Genomic DNA, 14,472 nt, shown 5'->3' with positions numbered 1-14,472 from the left:
GGTTTTCGCGGCTTCCACAGTCTTTTCGACCGTAGCCGACATTATTCCAGAACCTTTGAACGCAACCGCAAGGCGTTGCCGATCACCGATACCGAGCTGAGGCTCATCGCGGCCGCCGCAATCATCGGCGAGAGCAGCAGGCCGAAGGCCGGATAGAGGATACCGGCCGCAACCGGTATACCGAGCGTGTTGTATAGAAACGCGAAAAACAGGTTCTGGCGGATGTTCCGCATCGTCATGCCGCTAAGCCGCCGCGCCTTGGCGATACCGGCAAGATCGCCCTGCACGAGCGTTATCCCCGCGCTTTCCATCGCCACGTCGGTGCCCGTCCCCATCGCCACGCCGATATCGGCGGCAGCGAGCGCAGGGGCGTCGTTAATCCCGTCACCGGCCATGGCGACGATGCGACCCTCGGCCCGCAATTCCTTGACGATCCTGTTCTTGTCTTCGGGCGAGACATTGGCGCGAACCTCGTCGATCCCGACCTGCCGCGCAACGGCATGCGCCGTGCCTTCGGCATCGCCCGTCAGCATGACGACGCGGATACTTTCGCGGTGAAGCCTGGCGATCGCATCGGCGCTCGTTTTCTTGATCGGATCGGCCACGGCGACGATCCCGGCCGCCTTGCCGTCGAGCGCAACGAGCATGACCGTTCGCCCGAGCTCCCGGCCTTCTTTTGCGCGCGCCACCAGCGCCTCGTCGAGCGTACCCGCCCGTTCCATCATCTTCTCGTTGCCGATCGCGACGGTCCGCCCTTCAACACGGGCCTCGACGCCCGCCCCGGTCACGGAGGCGAAGTCATGCGCTTCGGCCAGTTCCAATCCGCGGTCCATCGCGCCCTCGACAATGGCGGCGGCAAGCGGATGTTCGCTCGACCGTTCGACCGCGGCCACCAGCGAGAGCAGATTGTCCTCCCTGACACCCGAAACCGTCTCCACGGCCACCAGCTTCGGCTTGCCCTCGGTGAGCGTCCCGGTCTTGTCGACCACCACCGTATCGACCTTCTCGAATGTTTCGAGCGCTTCGGCATTTTTGATGAGGATGCCGTTCTGCGCGCCCTTGCCGGTACCGACCATGATCGACATCGGCGTGGCGAGGCCGAGCGCACAGGGACAGGCGATGATCAGCACGGCAATCGCATTGACCAGGGCGTAGGCCATTGCGGGGTTCGGCCCCCAGATCGACCAGACGATGAACGTGATGACCGCGATCAGGACGACGGCGGGCACGAACCAGCCGGCGACGCTATCCGCGAGCCGCTGGATCGGCGCCCGGCTGCGCTGCGCCTCGGCGACCATCCGGACGATCTTGGCGAGCAGCGTATCCGCGCCGACGCGCTGCGCCTCCATCACGAAACCGCCGGTCTGGTTGACGGTGCCGCCGGTCACCGCATCGCCCTTTTCCTTGCGGACCGGGATCGGTTCGCCGGTGACCATGGCCTCGTCGACCGTACTCGCGCCGGAGACGAGGACGCCATCCACCGGCACTTTATCGCCCGGGCGAACCCGCAACCGGTCGCCGGTCCGCACTTCGTCCAACGATATTTCCGACTCCGTGCCGTCCCCGGCAATCCGGATAGCGACAGGCGGCGCCAGTTCGAGCAGCGCTTTCAGGGCGCTCGACGTTTGGCCGCGCGCCTTCAACTCCAGCACCTGGCCCAGCAATACGAGCGTGGTGATGACCGCCGCCGCTTCGAAATAGACACCGACCCGCCCATCCGCATTGCGGAACGCCGCGGGGAAGATATCCGGCACAGCGGTCGCGACCAAGCTGAACGCAAAGGCCACGAACACGCCGAGGCCGATCAGCGTGAACATGTTGAGATTCATCGTGCGCACCGATCGGACGGCACGGACGAAGAAGGGCCAGGCGCCCCATAGGACGACGGGCGCGGCGAGCGCGAATTCGATCCATTGCGCAACACCGGGTGCAATCAGCCCCTCGAACGGACGGGACGGCAGCATTCCGCCCATCGTGTAAATGACGAGCGGGACAGTGAAGACAGCGCTGATCCAGAAGCGGCGGCGCATATCGACATATTCGGGATCCGGGCCGGTTTCGAGCGACACCTGTTCCGGCTCGAGCGCCATGCCGCAGATCGGGCAGGAACCGGGGCCTTTCTGGCGGATTTCGGGATGCATGGGGCAGGTGTAGATCGCGCCCTCCGCCGCGCCTCCTGGCGCGGAACGGCGCCCGCTTTCCGTCTGGCAACAATCGTGACTCATTCCACCAGTCCCCGAATCTTCGAACTTGATACTATACTGGGGATAGGTATATAGTTCGTCAACCTACAGTCAGGAAAGTCGCATGGCGAACTGCAAATTCGACAAGGAAATCGCCCGGATGAAGCGCATCGAGGGCCAGGCGCGCGGGATCGCCAGGATGATGGAGGAGGATCGCTATTGCATCGACATCCTCCAGCAGATGACGGCGATGGAAGCCGCGTTGCGGGCCGCCAAGGGCAAGGTGCTGGCCATCCATTCCGGGCATTGCATCGAAGAAGCAGTCCAGAGCGGCGACGCCGCCGCCCAGCGCGAGAAGTTCGGCGAACTTGTCGATCTGTTCGGCAAGATGTCCCGCTAGCAGGACCATAGACATGGCCATGACGAGACGCGACGCACTGAACGGGGCGCTGACGCTGGGCGGTGGGCTGGCGATTACCGCCCTTCTTCCCGGCTGGGTGCGAGCCCAGTCCCATGCCCATCACACGCCGATGGCGGCGGCGAGTCCGGGCGTGCTCTCCGGCGAACGGATCGCGCTCAGCATCGGCGAGACCCCGTTCGCGGTGGGCGGCCGGACCGGCCATGCGATAACCGTCAACGGCACGCTGCCCGCGCCGCTGATCCGGCTTCGCGAAGGGCAGAATGTCCGCATCGACGTGACCAACCATCTCGACGCCGACAGCTCGATACACTGGCACGGGATACTCCTGCCCTTCCAGATGGACGGCGTGCCCGGCATCTCCTTTCCCGGCATCCGGCCGCACGAAACTTTCACCTACGAATTCCCCATCCGCCAGGCCGGGACATATTGGTATCACAGCCATTCGGGGCTGCAGGAGGCGATGGGCCATTACGGGCCGATCATCATCGATCCGGCCCATCACGATCCGGTCGAGTATGACCGCGAGCACGTGCTGGTGCTTTCCGACTGGAGCTTCATGCATCCGCATAGGGTCATGCAGCGGCTCAAGCAGAGTCCCGACTATTTCAACCGGCAGCAGAACACGCTTTTCGACGGCCGTCCGATGACGACGGAGCAGCGCGCTATGTGGGGCGGGATGCGGATGATGCCGTCCGACATCGCCGACGTGACCGGCGCGACCTACACCTATCTGGTCAATGGCCATGGTCCGGCGGAAAACTGGACAGGGCTGTTCGAACCCGGCGAACGCGTACGCCTACGCATCATCAACGCCTCGGCGATGTCGATCATGAATATCCGCATTCCCGGCCTGCCGATAACGGTGGTCAATGCGGACGGCGAGAATGTCCGACCGGTTACCGTCGACGAGTTCCAGATCGGCGTCGCGGAAACCTATGACGTGATCGTCACGCCGACCGCCGATCACGCCTATACGATCGTCAGCGAGAGCATCGACCGTTCCGGGATGGGCCGCGCAACGCTGGCCCCGCGCCCCGGCATGGCGGCGGACGTCCCGCCCCTTCGCGAGCGGCCGACCTTGACGATGCGCGATATGGGCATGGCCGGCATGGATCACGCGGCGATGGGGCATGACATGGGCGGCGATGGCGGCGCGATGGACCACGGCATGCGCGACGGATCGGTCGCACCCGGCGTCGATCTCAATCCCGGCGTCGACATGATCGCGCCGATGCCGGTGGACCGTACGGGTGATCGCGGGCTTGGGCTCGACGGCGTCGGACACCGCGTCCTCGTCTATGCGGACCTTGAAGCACTGAACCCCAATCCCGATCCGCGTCCGCCCGCGCGCGAGCTGCAGATCCATCTCACCGGCAATATGGAACGCTATATGTGGTCGTTCGACGGGCGCCGGTTTTCGGAACAGGTCGAGCCGATCCGCTTCGCGCGCGACGAGCGCGTGCGCGTCAAGCTCGTGAACGATACGATGATGACGCACCCGATCCATCTGCACGGCTTTTTCTTCGAGCTGGTCAACGGCCATACCGGCCATCATCCGCGCAAGCATACGGTGAACGTGCTGCCGGGCGGTTTCGTCCGGTTCGACCTGACCACCGACGCGCCCGGAGACTGGGCCTTTCACTGCCATCTGATGATGCACATGCATGCCGGGATGTTCAACGTCGTCACCGTGCGGCCGCTCGACGGAGAGATGGCGTGAGGGTGATGATCGCCGCGACGGCGCTGATCGCCGCCAGCCCCGCCCTCTCCCAGCATACGGGGCACGAGATGCCGCAACCGGCCGATCCGCATGCCGGACACACGATACCGGAGGATCACGCAGCGGACGCCCATGCCGGTCACGGCGCCATGGCAGAGGATCCTGCCCTTCCGCAATCCGGGCCGCCGTCCGAAGCCTTTTCGGGGCCGGCCCATGCCGCCGATACCGTCTTTCCGCCTGATGTCATGGCGGAGAGTCGCGAGGAGCTGCGCCGGAACCAGGGCGGGATGACGACCTATCTGTTCGCCGTCGACCGGCTCGAAGCCCAGATCGCCGCGGGCGAGGACGCCTATGTCTGGGAACTCAACGCCTGGATCGGCGGCGATATCGACAAGCTGTGGGTGAAGAGCGAGGGCGAAGGCGCATTTGGGGGATCGCTCGAAGACGCGGAAATCCAGGCCTTGTGGAGCCGTGCGATCGGCCCCTTTTTCGATCTGCAAACCGGGATGCGCGCCGATTTCCGTCCCGGCCCCGACCGGGCGCATGCGGTGATCGGCGTGCAGGGGCTCGCGCCCTATTTCTTCGAGATCGATGCGGCCGCCTTCCTGTCCGACGAAGGCGATGTCACGGCCCGGATCGAGGCCGAATATGATCAGCGCCTCACCCAGAGCCTGATCCTGCAACCGAGGGTCGAACTCAATCTCGCGGCCCAGGACATCCCTGAACTGGGGATCGGGTCGGGCTTTTCCGATCTCGAAGCCGGATTGCGGTTGCGCTACGAATTCGGCCCGCAATTCGCGCCCTATATTGGGGTCGAATGGCAGCACCAGTTCGGCGATACGGCGGATTTCGCCCGCGCCGCGGGCGGCGATCCGGACCGCATAGCGTTTCTCGCCGGGCTGCGTTTCTGGTTCTGAATCGATCGGCGGCGAAGGCCTTGTATCAGACGGCGCTGCTGAACCGTTTTTCCTGCACCCCGCGATAGGCGTCGAACAGGCTCGCGATGGTCCGGCCATAGGGGCGGCCGTCGGGCGTTATCGTAACGCGATCGCCATCCCGTTCGACAAGACCGAGCGCGGTCAGATGCGCCAGCCGGTCGTGCATCGCGGCCGACATTCGAACTCCGCCGATATCGGCGGTGCCCGCGCATAGAAGGCGTTCGATGATCCGGCCACGTTGGCGGTCCGCCGGAATGCGCAGAACGCCGCGCTCGGCGGTCAGCATGTTCGCGCCGGCGCGCATCCGGTAGCGGCCGCTATTCTTCTCATTCTGCACGAAACGATCGGGGAAACTGCTGATCGCGCTGGCGCCGAGACCGATCAGCGCGTCGCTCGGATCGTCGTTAAACCCCTGGAAATTGCGCCGCATCGTGCCCGCCTCGAAGGCTTGCGCCAGGCCGTCGCCGGCGCGCGCGAAATGATCGAAGCCGATCGGCACATAGCCGGCGGCCGTCAGCATTTCGAAGCCGAGCGCCGCCATGTCGAAACGCGCGCGGCCGTCCGGCATGTCGCTGGCGTCGATCCGCTGCTGGCGCTTGATCAGCGCGGGAAGGTGCGCATAGCCGAACAGCGCGATCCGGTCGGGCTGTAGCGCGACGGCCTGTTTCAAAGTCTCGGCCAGCGCCGCATGGGTCTGGCCCGGCAGGCCGTACATCAAGTCGAAATTGAGCGATGTGACGCCATTGTCGCGCAATCCCGCCACCGCGCGTTCGATGCTCTCCGCCGGCTGAATCCGCCCGATCCGCGCCTGCAGGTCGGGATCGAAGGTCTGGACGCCGAGGCTCGCATGACTGACCCCGGCCCGCCCCAGCAAGGCGCTCCATTCGGGTGTCAGGCTGCGCGGATCGAGTTCGATCGAAAGCCGTGCGTCGAACGCGTCGAAGGCGATACACAGATGGTCGAGCAGGCGGACGAAATCGACGGGATCGATCGCGTTCGGGCTGCCGCCGCCAAAGGCGATCTGGGTGATCGGCCGCTGGTTTCCGAGCCGCTCGGCAACCGTTTCGATTTCCGCATGTAGCGCATCGAGATAGGCGGTGAGGCGATGGGCACGATTGGCCGCGCCGGTATTGCAGCCACAATACCAGCAGATCTTTTCGCAAAAGGGAATGTGGGCATAGAGCGAGACGGACGCGCCCGGCGCCAGATCGTCGAACCCCGCTTCGTGAAAGCCGGCGTCCACCGGCGCGAACTCGGCGGCCGTCGGATAGCTCGTATAGCGCGGAACCGGGCGATCGAGCAGGTCGGATATGTAAGGCCACATTCTTCGCCAAAGAGCATTTCCCGAGCCGTATCTCCTTGACCATGATCAAAAAAACCGTTGACGAGGATCAAAGCGCCACCGCGAGGCACTCCCCAAAGCATGGGCATCCAAACCGAACTGAAAGGCATCACCCATGCGTGCGTTATCCCTCCTTCCCCTGCTGGCCATAGCAGCCGTGCCACAACCCGCCTTCGCCGAGGCCGGCGACGTGCTGCTGCGTGTCCGGGCGGTTGTGATTTCCCCAACCGAGAATTCCGGCTCGATCCTGCCGACCTTTCCGGGCGAGGAAGTCGAGGTCAGCGACGCCATCATGCCCGAAGTCGACATCACCTATATGGCGACCGACCATATCGGCTTCGAGCTGATCGCCGCGACGACCAAGCATGATTTCAGCGGAACGTCGGGCACGACCGGCGGTATAGGCCAGCTCGGATCGACCTGGGTCCTGCCGCCGACCCTGACCGCCCAATATCATTTCGCGCCCGAAGGATCGGTGCGGCCCTATGTCGGCGCCGGCATCAACTATACGGTCTTCTATTCGGAAGACGCTTCGAACGGCCTCGAAAATGCGGTCGGCCCGACGTCCGTCTCGCTCAGCGACAGCTGGGGATGGGCGGTGCAGGCCGGTGTCGACATCGATCTCAATGAAAATATCTTCTTGAATTTCGACGTGAAATATATCGATATCGATACGACCGCGACGCTGCGCAACGCCACGATCGGCACGCAGCAGGTCGATATCGATCTCGATCCGTTCGTCTTCGGGGTCGGGATAGGATTCCGACTCTAAGAGAACGCCTACTGTTCTCGGGGTAGGCCGCTTCCCCCAAGCGGTCTGCCCTTATTTTTAGCCGCGTTCCGCCTCGACTTCGAGCGCGCCGCGATCGACGATCTCGATGGTTCGCCGGTCCGGCGTGAGGATGACACCCGCGTCGCGCAAACGGCCGAGCTGTCGGCTGACCGTTTCGATCGTCAGTCCCAGAATATCGGCCGTCTGCTGGCGGGACAGCGGCAGCTCGAACTGGTCCGCCGGGCCGGCCGGTCCCTCGCAAGCCTTGCCGCCGAGCCGCTTCGACATTTCCAGCAGGAACGAGGCGACGCGCTCCGCCGCGCTCTTGCGGCCCAACAGCAGCATCCATTCGCGGGCCCGGTCCAGTTCGCCCAGGGTGCGCTCGAGCAGTTCATGCTCGAGATCCGGATGTTCCTTGGCAAAGGAATCGAAGCTCGATCGCGTAAAGACGCACAGTTGTGCGTCGGTAAGCGCTGTCACCGAATTGGTGCTGCTGGCCCCGAAGGGACGGCCGATGAAATCGGATGGAAAGGTGATCCCGACAATCAGCTCGCGCCCGTCCCCCGTCGCGGTGGTCAGCTTGAGCATCCCGTCGATGACATTGGCGACGATGGGCGCATCGTCACCCTCCCAGATCACGGTTTCCCCGCGCCGGACATTCTTCCGGCGGCCGATCCGGTTCAGATCCTCCAGCGCATCGGCATCCAGCACCGAACAGATGGCGCGATTGCGCACAAGGCAGGTATCACAGCTCGACATGCGGCTGCGTTAGCCGAAGAAGCGGCGCAGGTCAGCCCTTTTCGATGCGGAAAGCGCTGGCCGGCTCAGACCACCGCGCCGCGGGCATCGCCGTTGCGTTGGGAATCGAGCGTCTTCCTGCATAGCGCGGCGTGGCAGGCCTCTGCGCAATCGCGATTGTCCTTCTTCTGATCGCCGCCGCCCAGCCGGATCGCCACGCGCATGTCCGGGCGGCCGCAGACCTCCACCCAGAGCACGCCGTCTTCGCTGGCCGCGGGGACCGCCAGACCGCCGGTCGCCAGCCCGAATATCGCCAGCGCGGCCAGAGAGTACGCCAAACGCTTCATTCTTCATCCTCTTCATCGACCAGAATGCGCGTCGCCGCGCCGTCGGGATCTTCGAACTGGTTGTCGGACAATGCCCAGAAAAAGGCTGCGAGCCCGGCGAGGCCGAGCCCAATCGCGACCGGGATCAGGATGGCGAGACCGGTCACCCGGCCCTCCGCAGCCGCAGCGAATTGGCGATCACGATCAGCGAAGACAGCGACATGGCGACCGCGGCGACGAGCGGCGTGACGAAACCGGCGACGGCCAAAGGCACCGCGAGGGCGTTGTAGATGATCGCCAGCGAGAAATTCTGGCGGACGATCCGCATGGTCCGCCGCGCGGCGCGCACCGCGAACGGCAACGGCGCGAGGCTGTCGCCGAGAAAGACGAGATCGGCGGCGGTCTGGCCGACATCGCTCGCGGAACCGGGCGCCATCGAAACATGCGCGGCCGCCAGCGCCGGCCCGTCGTTCAGCCCGTCGCCGACCATCAGCACATGATCGCCGCTGCGACGCAGCCGGTCGAGCGCTTCGCATTTGTCTTCCGGACGCGCATTGGCCTGGGCCGTGAGACCGAGCGCCGCGGCCACCGGACGGATCGACGCGGCCTTGTCGCCGGACAGGATGGAACCCGGCAGGCCCAACTCGTTCAGGGCCTGGACGGCTTGCGCGGCACCGGGGCGCAGCGCATCGCGGAACCGGATCAGCGCGACGGGTTCGCCGTCGATCGTCAGCGCCACGGCAGGTGCCGATTGCGGCCCGGGCGGCTGTTCAAGCGCCACGCGCCGTCCGCGATGGACGCCGGCAATCCCGGTGCCGGGCTGTTCGATCCGGTCTTCGAGCTCGGCGGCGCGGATGCCCTTGGCTTCGAGCGCTTGGCGGATCGCCGTCGCCAGCGGATGGCGCGATGCGCGCGCAAGGGCGAGCGCGATCGCCTTTTGATCGGCGTCGAGCGCGTCGATATTCTCCGCGACCGGACGCCCCATCGTCAGGGTGCCGGTCTTGTCGAATACGACGCGATCGGCCTCGGCCAAGCGCTCCAGCGCCGATTCATGTTTGACGAGTATCCCGCGCTTCATCAGCGCTCCGGTCGCCACGACATGGGCTACCGGCACGGCGAGGCCCAGCGCGCATGGACAGGTGATGATCAGGACGGCGACCGAGATCAGCAGCGCGTGGTGCCAGTCGGCACCGGCCACCATCCAGCCGATGAAGGTGAGAAGCGCCAGGGCGTGGACCAGCGGGGCATAGAGCCGGGCGCCGCGATCGGCGATCCGGACGTAGCGGGACTTGCCCTGCCCCGCCGTCGCCATCAGCCGCCCGATATCGGCAAGCGCAGTTTCGTCGGCGACCGCCGTCACCTCGACTGCAATGGGTCCGGTGACGTTGAGCGTGCCCGCGAAGACCTGCGCCCCGCGGTCCACCGGCTGCGGCGCACTTTCGCCGGTCAGCAGGGATGCGTCGATCGCGCTTTCGCCCTCGACGACAATTCCGTCGGCCGCCAGCCGCTCGCCGGCCGCCAGCTGCACGACCATGCCGGGTTCGAGATCCGCCGCCTTGTACCATTGGCTGCGACCATCGGCGTCGATGACCAGAGCGCCCGGCGCGGACTGCCGCGCCAATGCGGCGACACCGTCTCCGACCCGGCGGCGCATCATCGCATCCAGCACGCGCCCGGCGAGCAGGAAGAAAAGCAGCATGAGCGCGCTCTCGAACCAGGCATGTTCGCCGCCGATGATCGTTTCGTGGAGGCTCATCGCGGCCGTGATCGTCACGCCGATGGCGATCGGCACGTCCATGTTCGTCCGGCCCCGGATCAACGCCTGCCAGGCCGAGCGGAAGAAGGGGCGGCCCGCATAGGCGATGGCGGGCAGCGCGATCAGCGCGGAAATCCAGTGGAACAGCGTTCGCGTCGCGCCGTCCGCGCCCGACCAGATGCTGACCGACAGCAGCATCACATTCATCGCGGCAAAGCCGGCGACCGCGAGAGCGCGCAACAATTCGCGCGTCGGCGCCGCCTCGTCGTCGGCGGCGTCCGTATCCGCGATCAGCGTCGGTTCGAAGCCGAGACCGCGGATCGCCTCGCCGAGATCCCGGTCGGACAGCGCCGGTTCATGCGCGATCGACACCTGCTTGCTGGTAAAATTGACCCGCGCCGCATGGACGCCCGGCGTCGCATTGAGCCCGTGCTCGATCTTCGAGATACAACCGGCGCAATGAATATCGGGCACCGCAAAGCGGCTCTCCTCGGCGATCGCCGCGGTACCGGGCTTCAGCGGCGCATTCACGAAAGATCGACCAATATGCGCTTGCGCTCGTCACACCGGACGATTTCGATCCGCACCAGCCAGCGGCCGGGGGCCAGCGTTTCCGCGCTGCGATAGACGCCCTCGGACGTCTCGGAGAAATTCAGCGCGATTTCGTCCGACCGGCCGACGGGATGGGTTGCGATACCGCGGATCGTCGCCGCGCCCAGTGGACCCTCCGGCCCGCCGACCGTAATCGCGACATGGTCGCCCGAGCGTTGGACCGCCTCGGTCCAGCCCAGTTCGTCCTGCCGGCGCGCGGCCTCGAGCCAGTCGTTGAAGCGCTGGCTGGCAACATAGCTGTTGTCGACGACCGTGCCGCCGAAGCTCCGCGTCGCGAACGTCGCCATCGTCAGGTTGACCACGACGATCACGCCGAAAAAGGCGACGAGGATCGCGGTCATGTGCCAGCCATTGAAACGTCGGGGCATCATTCGGCTCCTGGCCGGGTAAAACGGGCGGGTTCGAGGGCGGTTTCATCTTCCTCCCCACCCGGCGCGGTGACGCTGAAACCGAAATCCTCGCGGGGATCGCCTTCACGCGGCGCCGCAACGAAGACACGCGTGCTGAGCAGCTGATCGGCGGGCACCGTGATGTCGAAAGCCCGCAGCGCCTGATCGCGGCTGCCCGATCCGGCCCACATCACGCCGCCCGGCAGCCCCTGCAGCGTCAGGGTCATCGTGCGCGGCCGGTTTTCCATGTTGCGGATCTTGATGTCGAAACTGTTGCGGACATCGCCGTCGCTCAGCTGGACGAAGGTCGGGTTGCGTTCCTGGATCGCGTTGATCGTCAGCCGGTCTCGCGTGCCGACGGCAAACAGCATCGCCATGCCGATCCCCGCCCAGAGCGCGAAATAAAGGAGGGCGCGCGGCCGGAAGACCGTACGCTTGAGCGTCGGCGGGGTACCGCCCGCCTGTTCGATCTCCGCGCCCTCGAGCGTCGCATAGTCGATCAGCCCGCGCGGGCGGCCAACCTGATCCATCACCTTGTCGCACGCATCGATGCACAGCGCGCAGGTGATGCAGCCGATCTGCGGCCCTTCGCGAATATCGATGCCAGTCGGACAGACGGCGACGCACTGGTTGCAGTCGATACAATCGCCGAACACGCCCGGATTTTCCTCGGCGCGCTTGATGCCGTGGCTGCGCGGTTCGCCGCGCCAGTCCTTATAGGTCACGGTCAGCGACTTTTCGTCCATCATCGCGGTCTGGATACGCGGCCAGGGGCACATATAGATGCAGACCTGCTCGCGCATGAAGCCGCCAAGCGTGAAGGTCGTGAAGGTCAGCACGCCGATCGTGGCATAGGCGACGAAGGGCGCTTCGCCGGCAAACAGCTGCCCGAACAGCGTCGGCGCATCGGCGAAATAGAAAATCCAGGCGCCGCCCGTCGCCATCGCGATCAGCAGCCAGATCGTCCATTTCGTTCCGCGCTTGGCCATCTTCTTCGCGGTCCAGGGCTCCTTTTCGAGACGAATCTGCGCGTTGCGGTCGCCATCGACCCAGCGTTCGACATGCTGGAAGAGATCGGTCCAGACGGTTTGCGGGCAGGCATAGCCGCACCAGGCCCTGCCGAACGAGGAGGTGACGAGAAACAGGCCGATGCCCGCCATAATGAGCAGGCCCGCGACATAATAGAATTCGTGCGGCCAGATCTCGATGCCGAACATGTAGAAACGCCGGCCGGCCAGATCGACGAGCACGGCCTGGTCGGGCGCATAGGGGCCGCGGTCCCAGCGGATCCACGGCGTGATGTAATAGATACCGAGCGTCACCACCATGATCGCCCATTTCAGGCGGCGGAAATTGCCGTCCACCGCCTTGGGATAGACGCCCTTGCGCTTCTCGTAGAGCTCCGGTTTCGGCGGCCCTTCGGGCGCGATGGAATCAACCAGGTTCATCGGTCTCCACCTCGGCGACCTCTTCGGTCTCCGCCGCCGCCGGGGCCGCTTCGCCACCGCCGAGCGACCAGACATAGGCCGTCAGCATCCGGATTGTCACCGGATCCAGGCGATGACCCCAGCGCGGCATCACACCATAGCGGCTGTTCGCAACCGTGTCAGTAATTGACGCGCGATCCGCACCGTACAGCCAGATCGAATCGCGCAGATTGGGCGCGCCCTGGGTCCGGTCGCCCTGGCCGTTTTCGCCATGGCAGATCGCGCAATTGGCGGTGTAGAGTTCCGCACCGCGCGCCGACGCCGCACTCTCGTCTTCCGCACCGCTCAGCGTGCGGACATAGGATACGACATCACTGATCTGGCCATCGTCGAAAATGCCGTCGGCGCCGAAAGCGGGCATTTGGGAAATGCGCGTCTCGATATGATCCGGGTTCCGGATGCCGTGGATCAGCGTATATTCGATCGCCTCCATATCGCCATCCCAGAGCCAGTCATCGTCGTTGAGGTTCGGATAGCCCTCGCTGCCGGCCGCGCCCGATCCGTGACACTGGACGCAATGGACGACGAAGGCCGAGCGGCCACCCTGGATCGCGGTCTGCATGAGCTGCTGGTCGGTGGGCAGATCTTCGATCGCGATATTGGCGATCGCCTCCCGCAACGGCGCGCGCTGCGCTTCGACGGCGGCCATCTCCTCGGCCAGCGCACCTCGGCTCGAATAGCCGAGCACGCCCTGGGTCGCGCTGTTGATCAGCGGCCAGGCCGGATAGAAAACGGTATAACCAAGGCCCCAGATCACCGTCGCGTAGAAGATGATCAGCCACCAGCGCGGCAGCGGCGTGTCGAGTTCCTCGATACCGTCCCATTCATGGCCGACAAAATCGGTGCCGGTGGGTTCGTCGACGCGTTTGCCGTTGTCATTCTCAGTCTCGGCCATCATTCTCACTTTCATCGAAAATCATGTTCGCGGCATCGTCGTGATGTTTCTTTGCGCTCGGACGGAAGACCCAGAGCGCGAAGCTCACCCACAGAATGACCATGAACAGCAGGCCCCAGCTGTCGGCGAACTGGCGAAAGGCTTCGTAGGTCATCGCGGTTCCTCCAGCGCGGCGGCGGCCTCGAAATCGACGAGCGTGCCGAGCATCTGGAGATAGGCGACCAGCGCATCCATCTCGGTCAAACGCGAGGGATTACCGTCGAAATCGCGGATCTGGACGTTGGCGTATCGCTCGCGCAGCCCGCTCCCATCGCCGAAGACATCGACCTGAACCGCGAAATCGGCCGCGGCGTTTTCGATCATCGCGTCGTCATAGGGGACGCCGAGCGCCCGCAGCGCTCTGAGATCGCCGGCGATATTCTCGAATTCGAGATCGCGATCCGCGAGAAAGGCATAAGGCGGCATGATCGATTCCGGCACCACCGAGCGCGGATCGATCAGGTGCTGGACATGCCATTCGTCCGAATACCGCCCGCCGACGCGCGCCAGGTCCGGCCCGGTGCGCTTCGACCCCCATTGGAACGGGTGATCGTACATGCTTTCCGCCGCCAGGCTGTAATGGCCGTAGCGCTCCACCTCGTCGCGGAACGGGCGCACCATCTGCGAGTGGCAGGTATAGCAGCCCTCGCGGATATAGATGTTGCGGCCGGCAAGTTCGAGCGGCGTGTAGGGCCGCACGCCTTCCACTTCCTCGACCGTGGAGTCGATATAGAAGAGTGGCGCGATCTCGACGATACCGCCGATGGCCACGGTAATGAACGCGAAGATCGACAGGAGCGTGACGTTGCGCTCGATCTTGGTGTGGTCGAAAAATCGGGATGCCATGTCGTGCG

General features: G+C 64.9%; 15 protein-coding genes. 4 read left to right on the top strand and 11 right to left on the bottom strand.

Annotated elements, in window-relative coordinates; translation table 11 throughout:
* Positions 1-41 precede the first annotated feature (41 nt).
* Complete coding sequence (locus HFP57_RS16785; RefSeq protein ID WP_176870870.1) at positions 42-2,225, bottom strand: copper-transporting P-type ATPase; 2,184 nt, start codon at positions 2,223-2,225, stop codon at positions 42-44.
* A gap of 82 nt (positions 2,226-2,307) precedes the next feature.
* Between HFP57_RS16785 and HFP57_RS16780 the strand changes: the two genes are divergently transcribed.
* From HFP57_RS16780 to HFP57_RS16770, 3 genes are read left to right on the top strand one after another with little or no spacing between them, the layout of a single operon-like run.
* Positions 2,308-2,583, top strand: a complete 276-nt coding sequence (locus HFP57_RS16780; protein WP_176870869.1) for a metal-sensitive transcriptional regulator — start codon at positions 2,308-2,310, stop codon at positions 2,581-2,583.
* Between the two features lie 19 nt (positions 2,584-2,602).
* The gene (locus HFP57_RS16775; RefSeq protein ID WP_281363103.1) at positions 2,603-4,324 is read left to right on the top strand and encodes a copper resistance system multicopper oxidase; all 1,722 of its coding nucleotides are present in this window, start codon (positions 2,603-2,605) and stop codon (positions 4,322-4,324) included.
* Between the two features lie 5 nt (positions 4,325-4,329).
* Positions 4,330-5,241 (top strand): copper resistance protein B, encoded by a 912-nt coding sequence (locus tag HFP57_RS16770; protein ID WP_176871381.1) that lies wholly within the window; start codon positions 4,330-4,332, stop codon positions 5,239-5,241.
* A 25-nt stretch (positions 5,242-5,266) separates the two neighbouring features.
* On the opposite strand, the gene hemN is transcribed toward HFP57_RS16770, so the two are convergent.
* The gene (gene hemN, locus HFP57_RS16765) at positions 5,267-6,586 is read right to left on the bottom strand and encodes an oxygen-independent coproporphyrinogen III oxidase (RefSeq protein WP_176870868.1); all 1,320 of its coding nucleotides are present in this window, start codon (positions 6,584-6,586) and stop codon (positions 5,267-5,269) included.
* 133 nt (positions 6,587-6,719) lie between these two features.
* Between hemN and HFP57_RS16760 the strand changes: the two genes are divergently transcribed.
* Positions 6,720-7,376: an OmpW/AlkL family protein gene (locus tag HFP57_RS16760; protein ID WP_176870867.1), complete on the top strand. Its 657-nt coding sequence runs from the start codon at positions 6,720-6,722 to the stop codon at positions 7,374-7,376.
* 57 nt (positions 7,377-7,433) lie between these two features.
* Here the strand turns inward: HFP57_RS16760 and HFP57_RS16755 are convergent, their stop codons facing one another.
* From HFP57_RS16755 to ccoO, 9 genes are all read right to left on the bottom strand, one after another.
* Positions 7,434-8,135, bottom strand: coding sequence for a Crp/Fnr family transcriptional regulator (locus tag HFP57_RS16755; protein WP_176870866.1), 702 nt, complete (start codon positions 8,133-8,135; stop codon positions 7,434-7,436).
* 65 nt (positions 8,136-8,200) lie between these two features.
* Positions 8,201-8,461: a hypothetical protein gene (locus tag HFP57_RS16750; protein ID WP_176870865.1), complete on the bottom strand. Its 261-nt coding sequence runs from the start codon at positions 8,459-8,461 to the stop codon at positions 8,201-8,203.
* Complete coding sequence (ccoS, locus tag HFP57_RS16745) at positions 8,458-8,607, bottom strand: cbb3-type cytochrome oxidase assembly protein CcoS (RefSeq protein WP_176870864.1); 150 nt, start codon at positions 8,605-8,607, stop codon at positions 8,458-8,460. Before ccoS ends, HFP57_RS16750 begins: the two co-directional genes overlap by 4 nt.
* Complete coding sequence (locus HFP57_RS16740) at positions 8,604-10,727, bottom strand: heavy metal translocating P-type ATPase (protein ID WP_176870863.1); 2,124 nt, start codon at positions 10,725-10,727, stop codon at positions 8,604-8,606. The genes ccoS and HFP57_RS16740 overlap by 4 nt, the downstream gene beginning before the upstream one ends.
* Positions 10,724-11,176, bottom strand: a complete 453-nt coding sequence (locus HFP57_RS16735; RefSeq protein ID WP_176870862.1) for a FixH family protein — start codon at positions 11,174-11,176, stop codon at positions 10,724-10,726. The genes HFP57_RS16740 and HFP57_RS16735 overlap by 4 nt, the downstream gene beginning before the upstream one ends.
* Positions 11,176-12,645: a cytochrome c oxidase accessory protein CcoG gene (gene ccoG, locus HFP57_RS16730; RefSeq protein WP_176870861.1), complete on the bottom strand. Its 1,470-nt coding sequence runs from the start codon at positions 12,643-12,645 to the stop codon at positions 11,176-11,178. The genes HFP57_RS16735 and ccoG overlap by 1 nt, the downstream gene beginning before the upstream one ends.
* Entirely contained in the window at positions 12,632-13,582 is a 951-nt protein-coding gene (gene ccoP, locus HFP57_RS16725; protein ID WP_246263214.1) for a cytochrome-c oxidase, cbb3-type subunit III, read from the bottom strand. The genes ccoG and ccoP overlap by 14 nt, the downstream gene beginning before the upstream one ends.
* Positions 13,566-13,733 carry a cbb3-type cytochrome c oxidase subunit 3 gene (locus HFP57_RS16720; RefSeq protein ID WP_176870860.1) on the bottom strand — a complete coding sequence of 56 codons (168 nt, stop codon included), beginning with the start codon at positions 13,731-13,733 and terminating at the stop codon, positions 13,566-13,568. The genes ccoP and HFP57_RS16720 overlap by 17 nt, the downstream gene beginning before the upstream one ends.
* A complete protein-coding gene (gene ccoO, locus HFP57_RS16715; protein ID WP_176870859.1) occupies positions 13,730-14,464 on the bottom strand; it encodes a cytochrome-c oxidase, cbb3-type subunit II in 735 nt (244 codons plus the stop codon). The genes HFP57_RS16720 and ccoO overlap by 4 nt, the downstream gene beginning before the upstream one ends.
* Between the last annotated feature and the right edge of the window lie 8 nt (positions 14,465-14,472).

Source organism: Parasphingopyxis algicola (assembly GCF_013378075.1).
Taxonomy (GTDB): Bacteria; Pseudomonadota; Alphaproteobacteria; order Sphingomonadales; family Sphingomonadaceae; genus Parasphingopyxis; species Parasphingopyxis algicola.
The sequence above is the reverse complement of the archived record's forward strand: the minus strand, read 5'-3'. Positions and strand labels throughout refer to the sequence as shown.

Coding starts and splice junctions, on each gene's coding strand:
- HFP57_RS16785 (WP_176870870.1), bottom strand. CDS start 2,225: ATGAGTCACGATTGTTGCCAGACGGAAAGCGGGCGCCGTTCCGCGCCA.
- HFP57_RS16780 (WP_176870869.1), top strand. CDS start 2,308: ATGGCGAACTGCAAATTCGACAAGGAAATCGCCCGGATGAAGCGCATC.
- HFP57_RS16775 (WP_281363103.1), top strand. CDS start 2,603: ATGACGAGACGCGACGCACTGAACGGGGCGCTGACGCTGGGCGGTGGG.
- HFP57_RS16770 (WP_176871381.1), top strand. CDS start 4,330: ATGATCGCCGCGACGGCGCTGATCGCCGCCAGCCCCGCCCTCTCCCAG.
- hemN (WP_176870868.1), bottom strand. CDS start 6,586: ATGTGGCCTTACATATCCGACCTGCTCGATCGCCCGGTTCCGCGCTAT.
- HFP57_RS16760 (WP_176870867.1), top strand. CDS start 6,720: ATGCGTGCGTTATCCCTCCTTCCCCTGCTGGCCATAGCAGCCGTGCCA.
- HFP57_RS16755 (WP_176870866.1), bottom strand. CDS start 8,135: ATGTCGAGCTGTGATACCTGCCTTGTGCGCAATCGCGCCATCTGTTCG.
- HFP57_RS16750 (WP_176870865.1), bottom strand. CDS start 8,461: ATGAAGCGTTTGGCGTACTCTCTGGCCGCGCTGGCGATATTCGGGCTG.
- HFP57_RS16735 (WP_176870862.1), bottom strand. CDS start 11,176: ATGCCCCGACGTTTCAATGGCTGGCACATGACCGCGATCCTCGTCGCC.
- ccoG (WP_176870861.1), bottom strand. CDS start 12,645: ATGAACCTGGTTGATTCCATCGCGCCCGAAGGGCCGCCGAAACCGGAG.
- ccoP (WP_246263214.1), bottom strand. CDS start 13,582: ATGATGGCCGAGACTGAGAATGACAACGGCAAACGCGTCGACGAACCC.
- HFP57_RS16720 (WP_176870860.1), bottom strand. CDS start 13,733: ATGACCTACGAAGCCTTTCGCCAGTTCGCCGACAGCTGGGGCCTGCTG.
- ccoO (WP_176870859.1), bottom strand. CDS start 14,464: ATGGCATCCCGATTTTTCGACCACACCAAGATCGAGCGCAACGTCACG.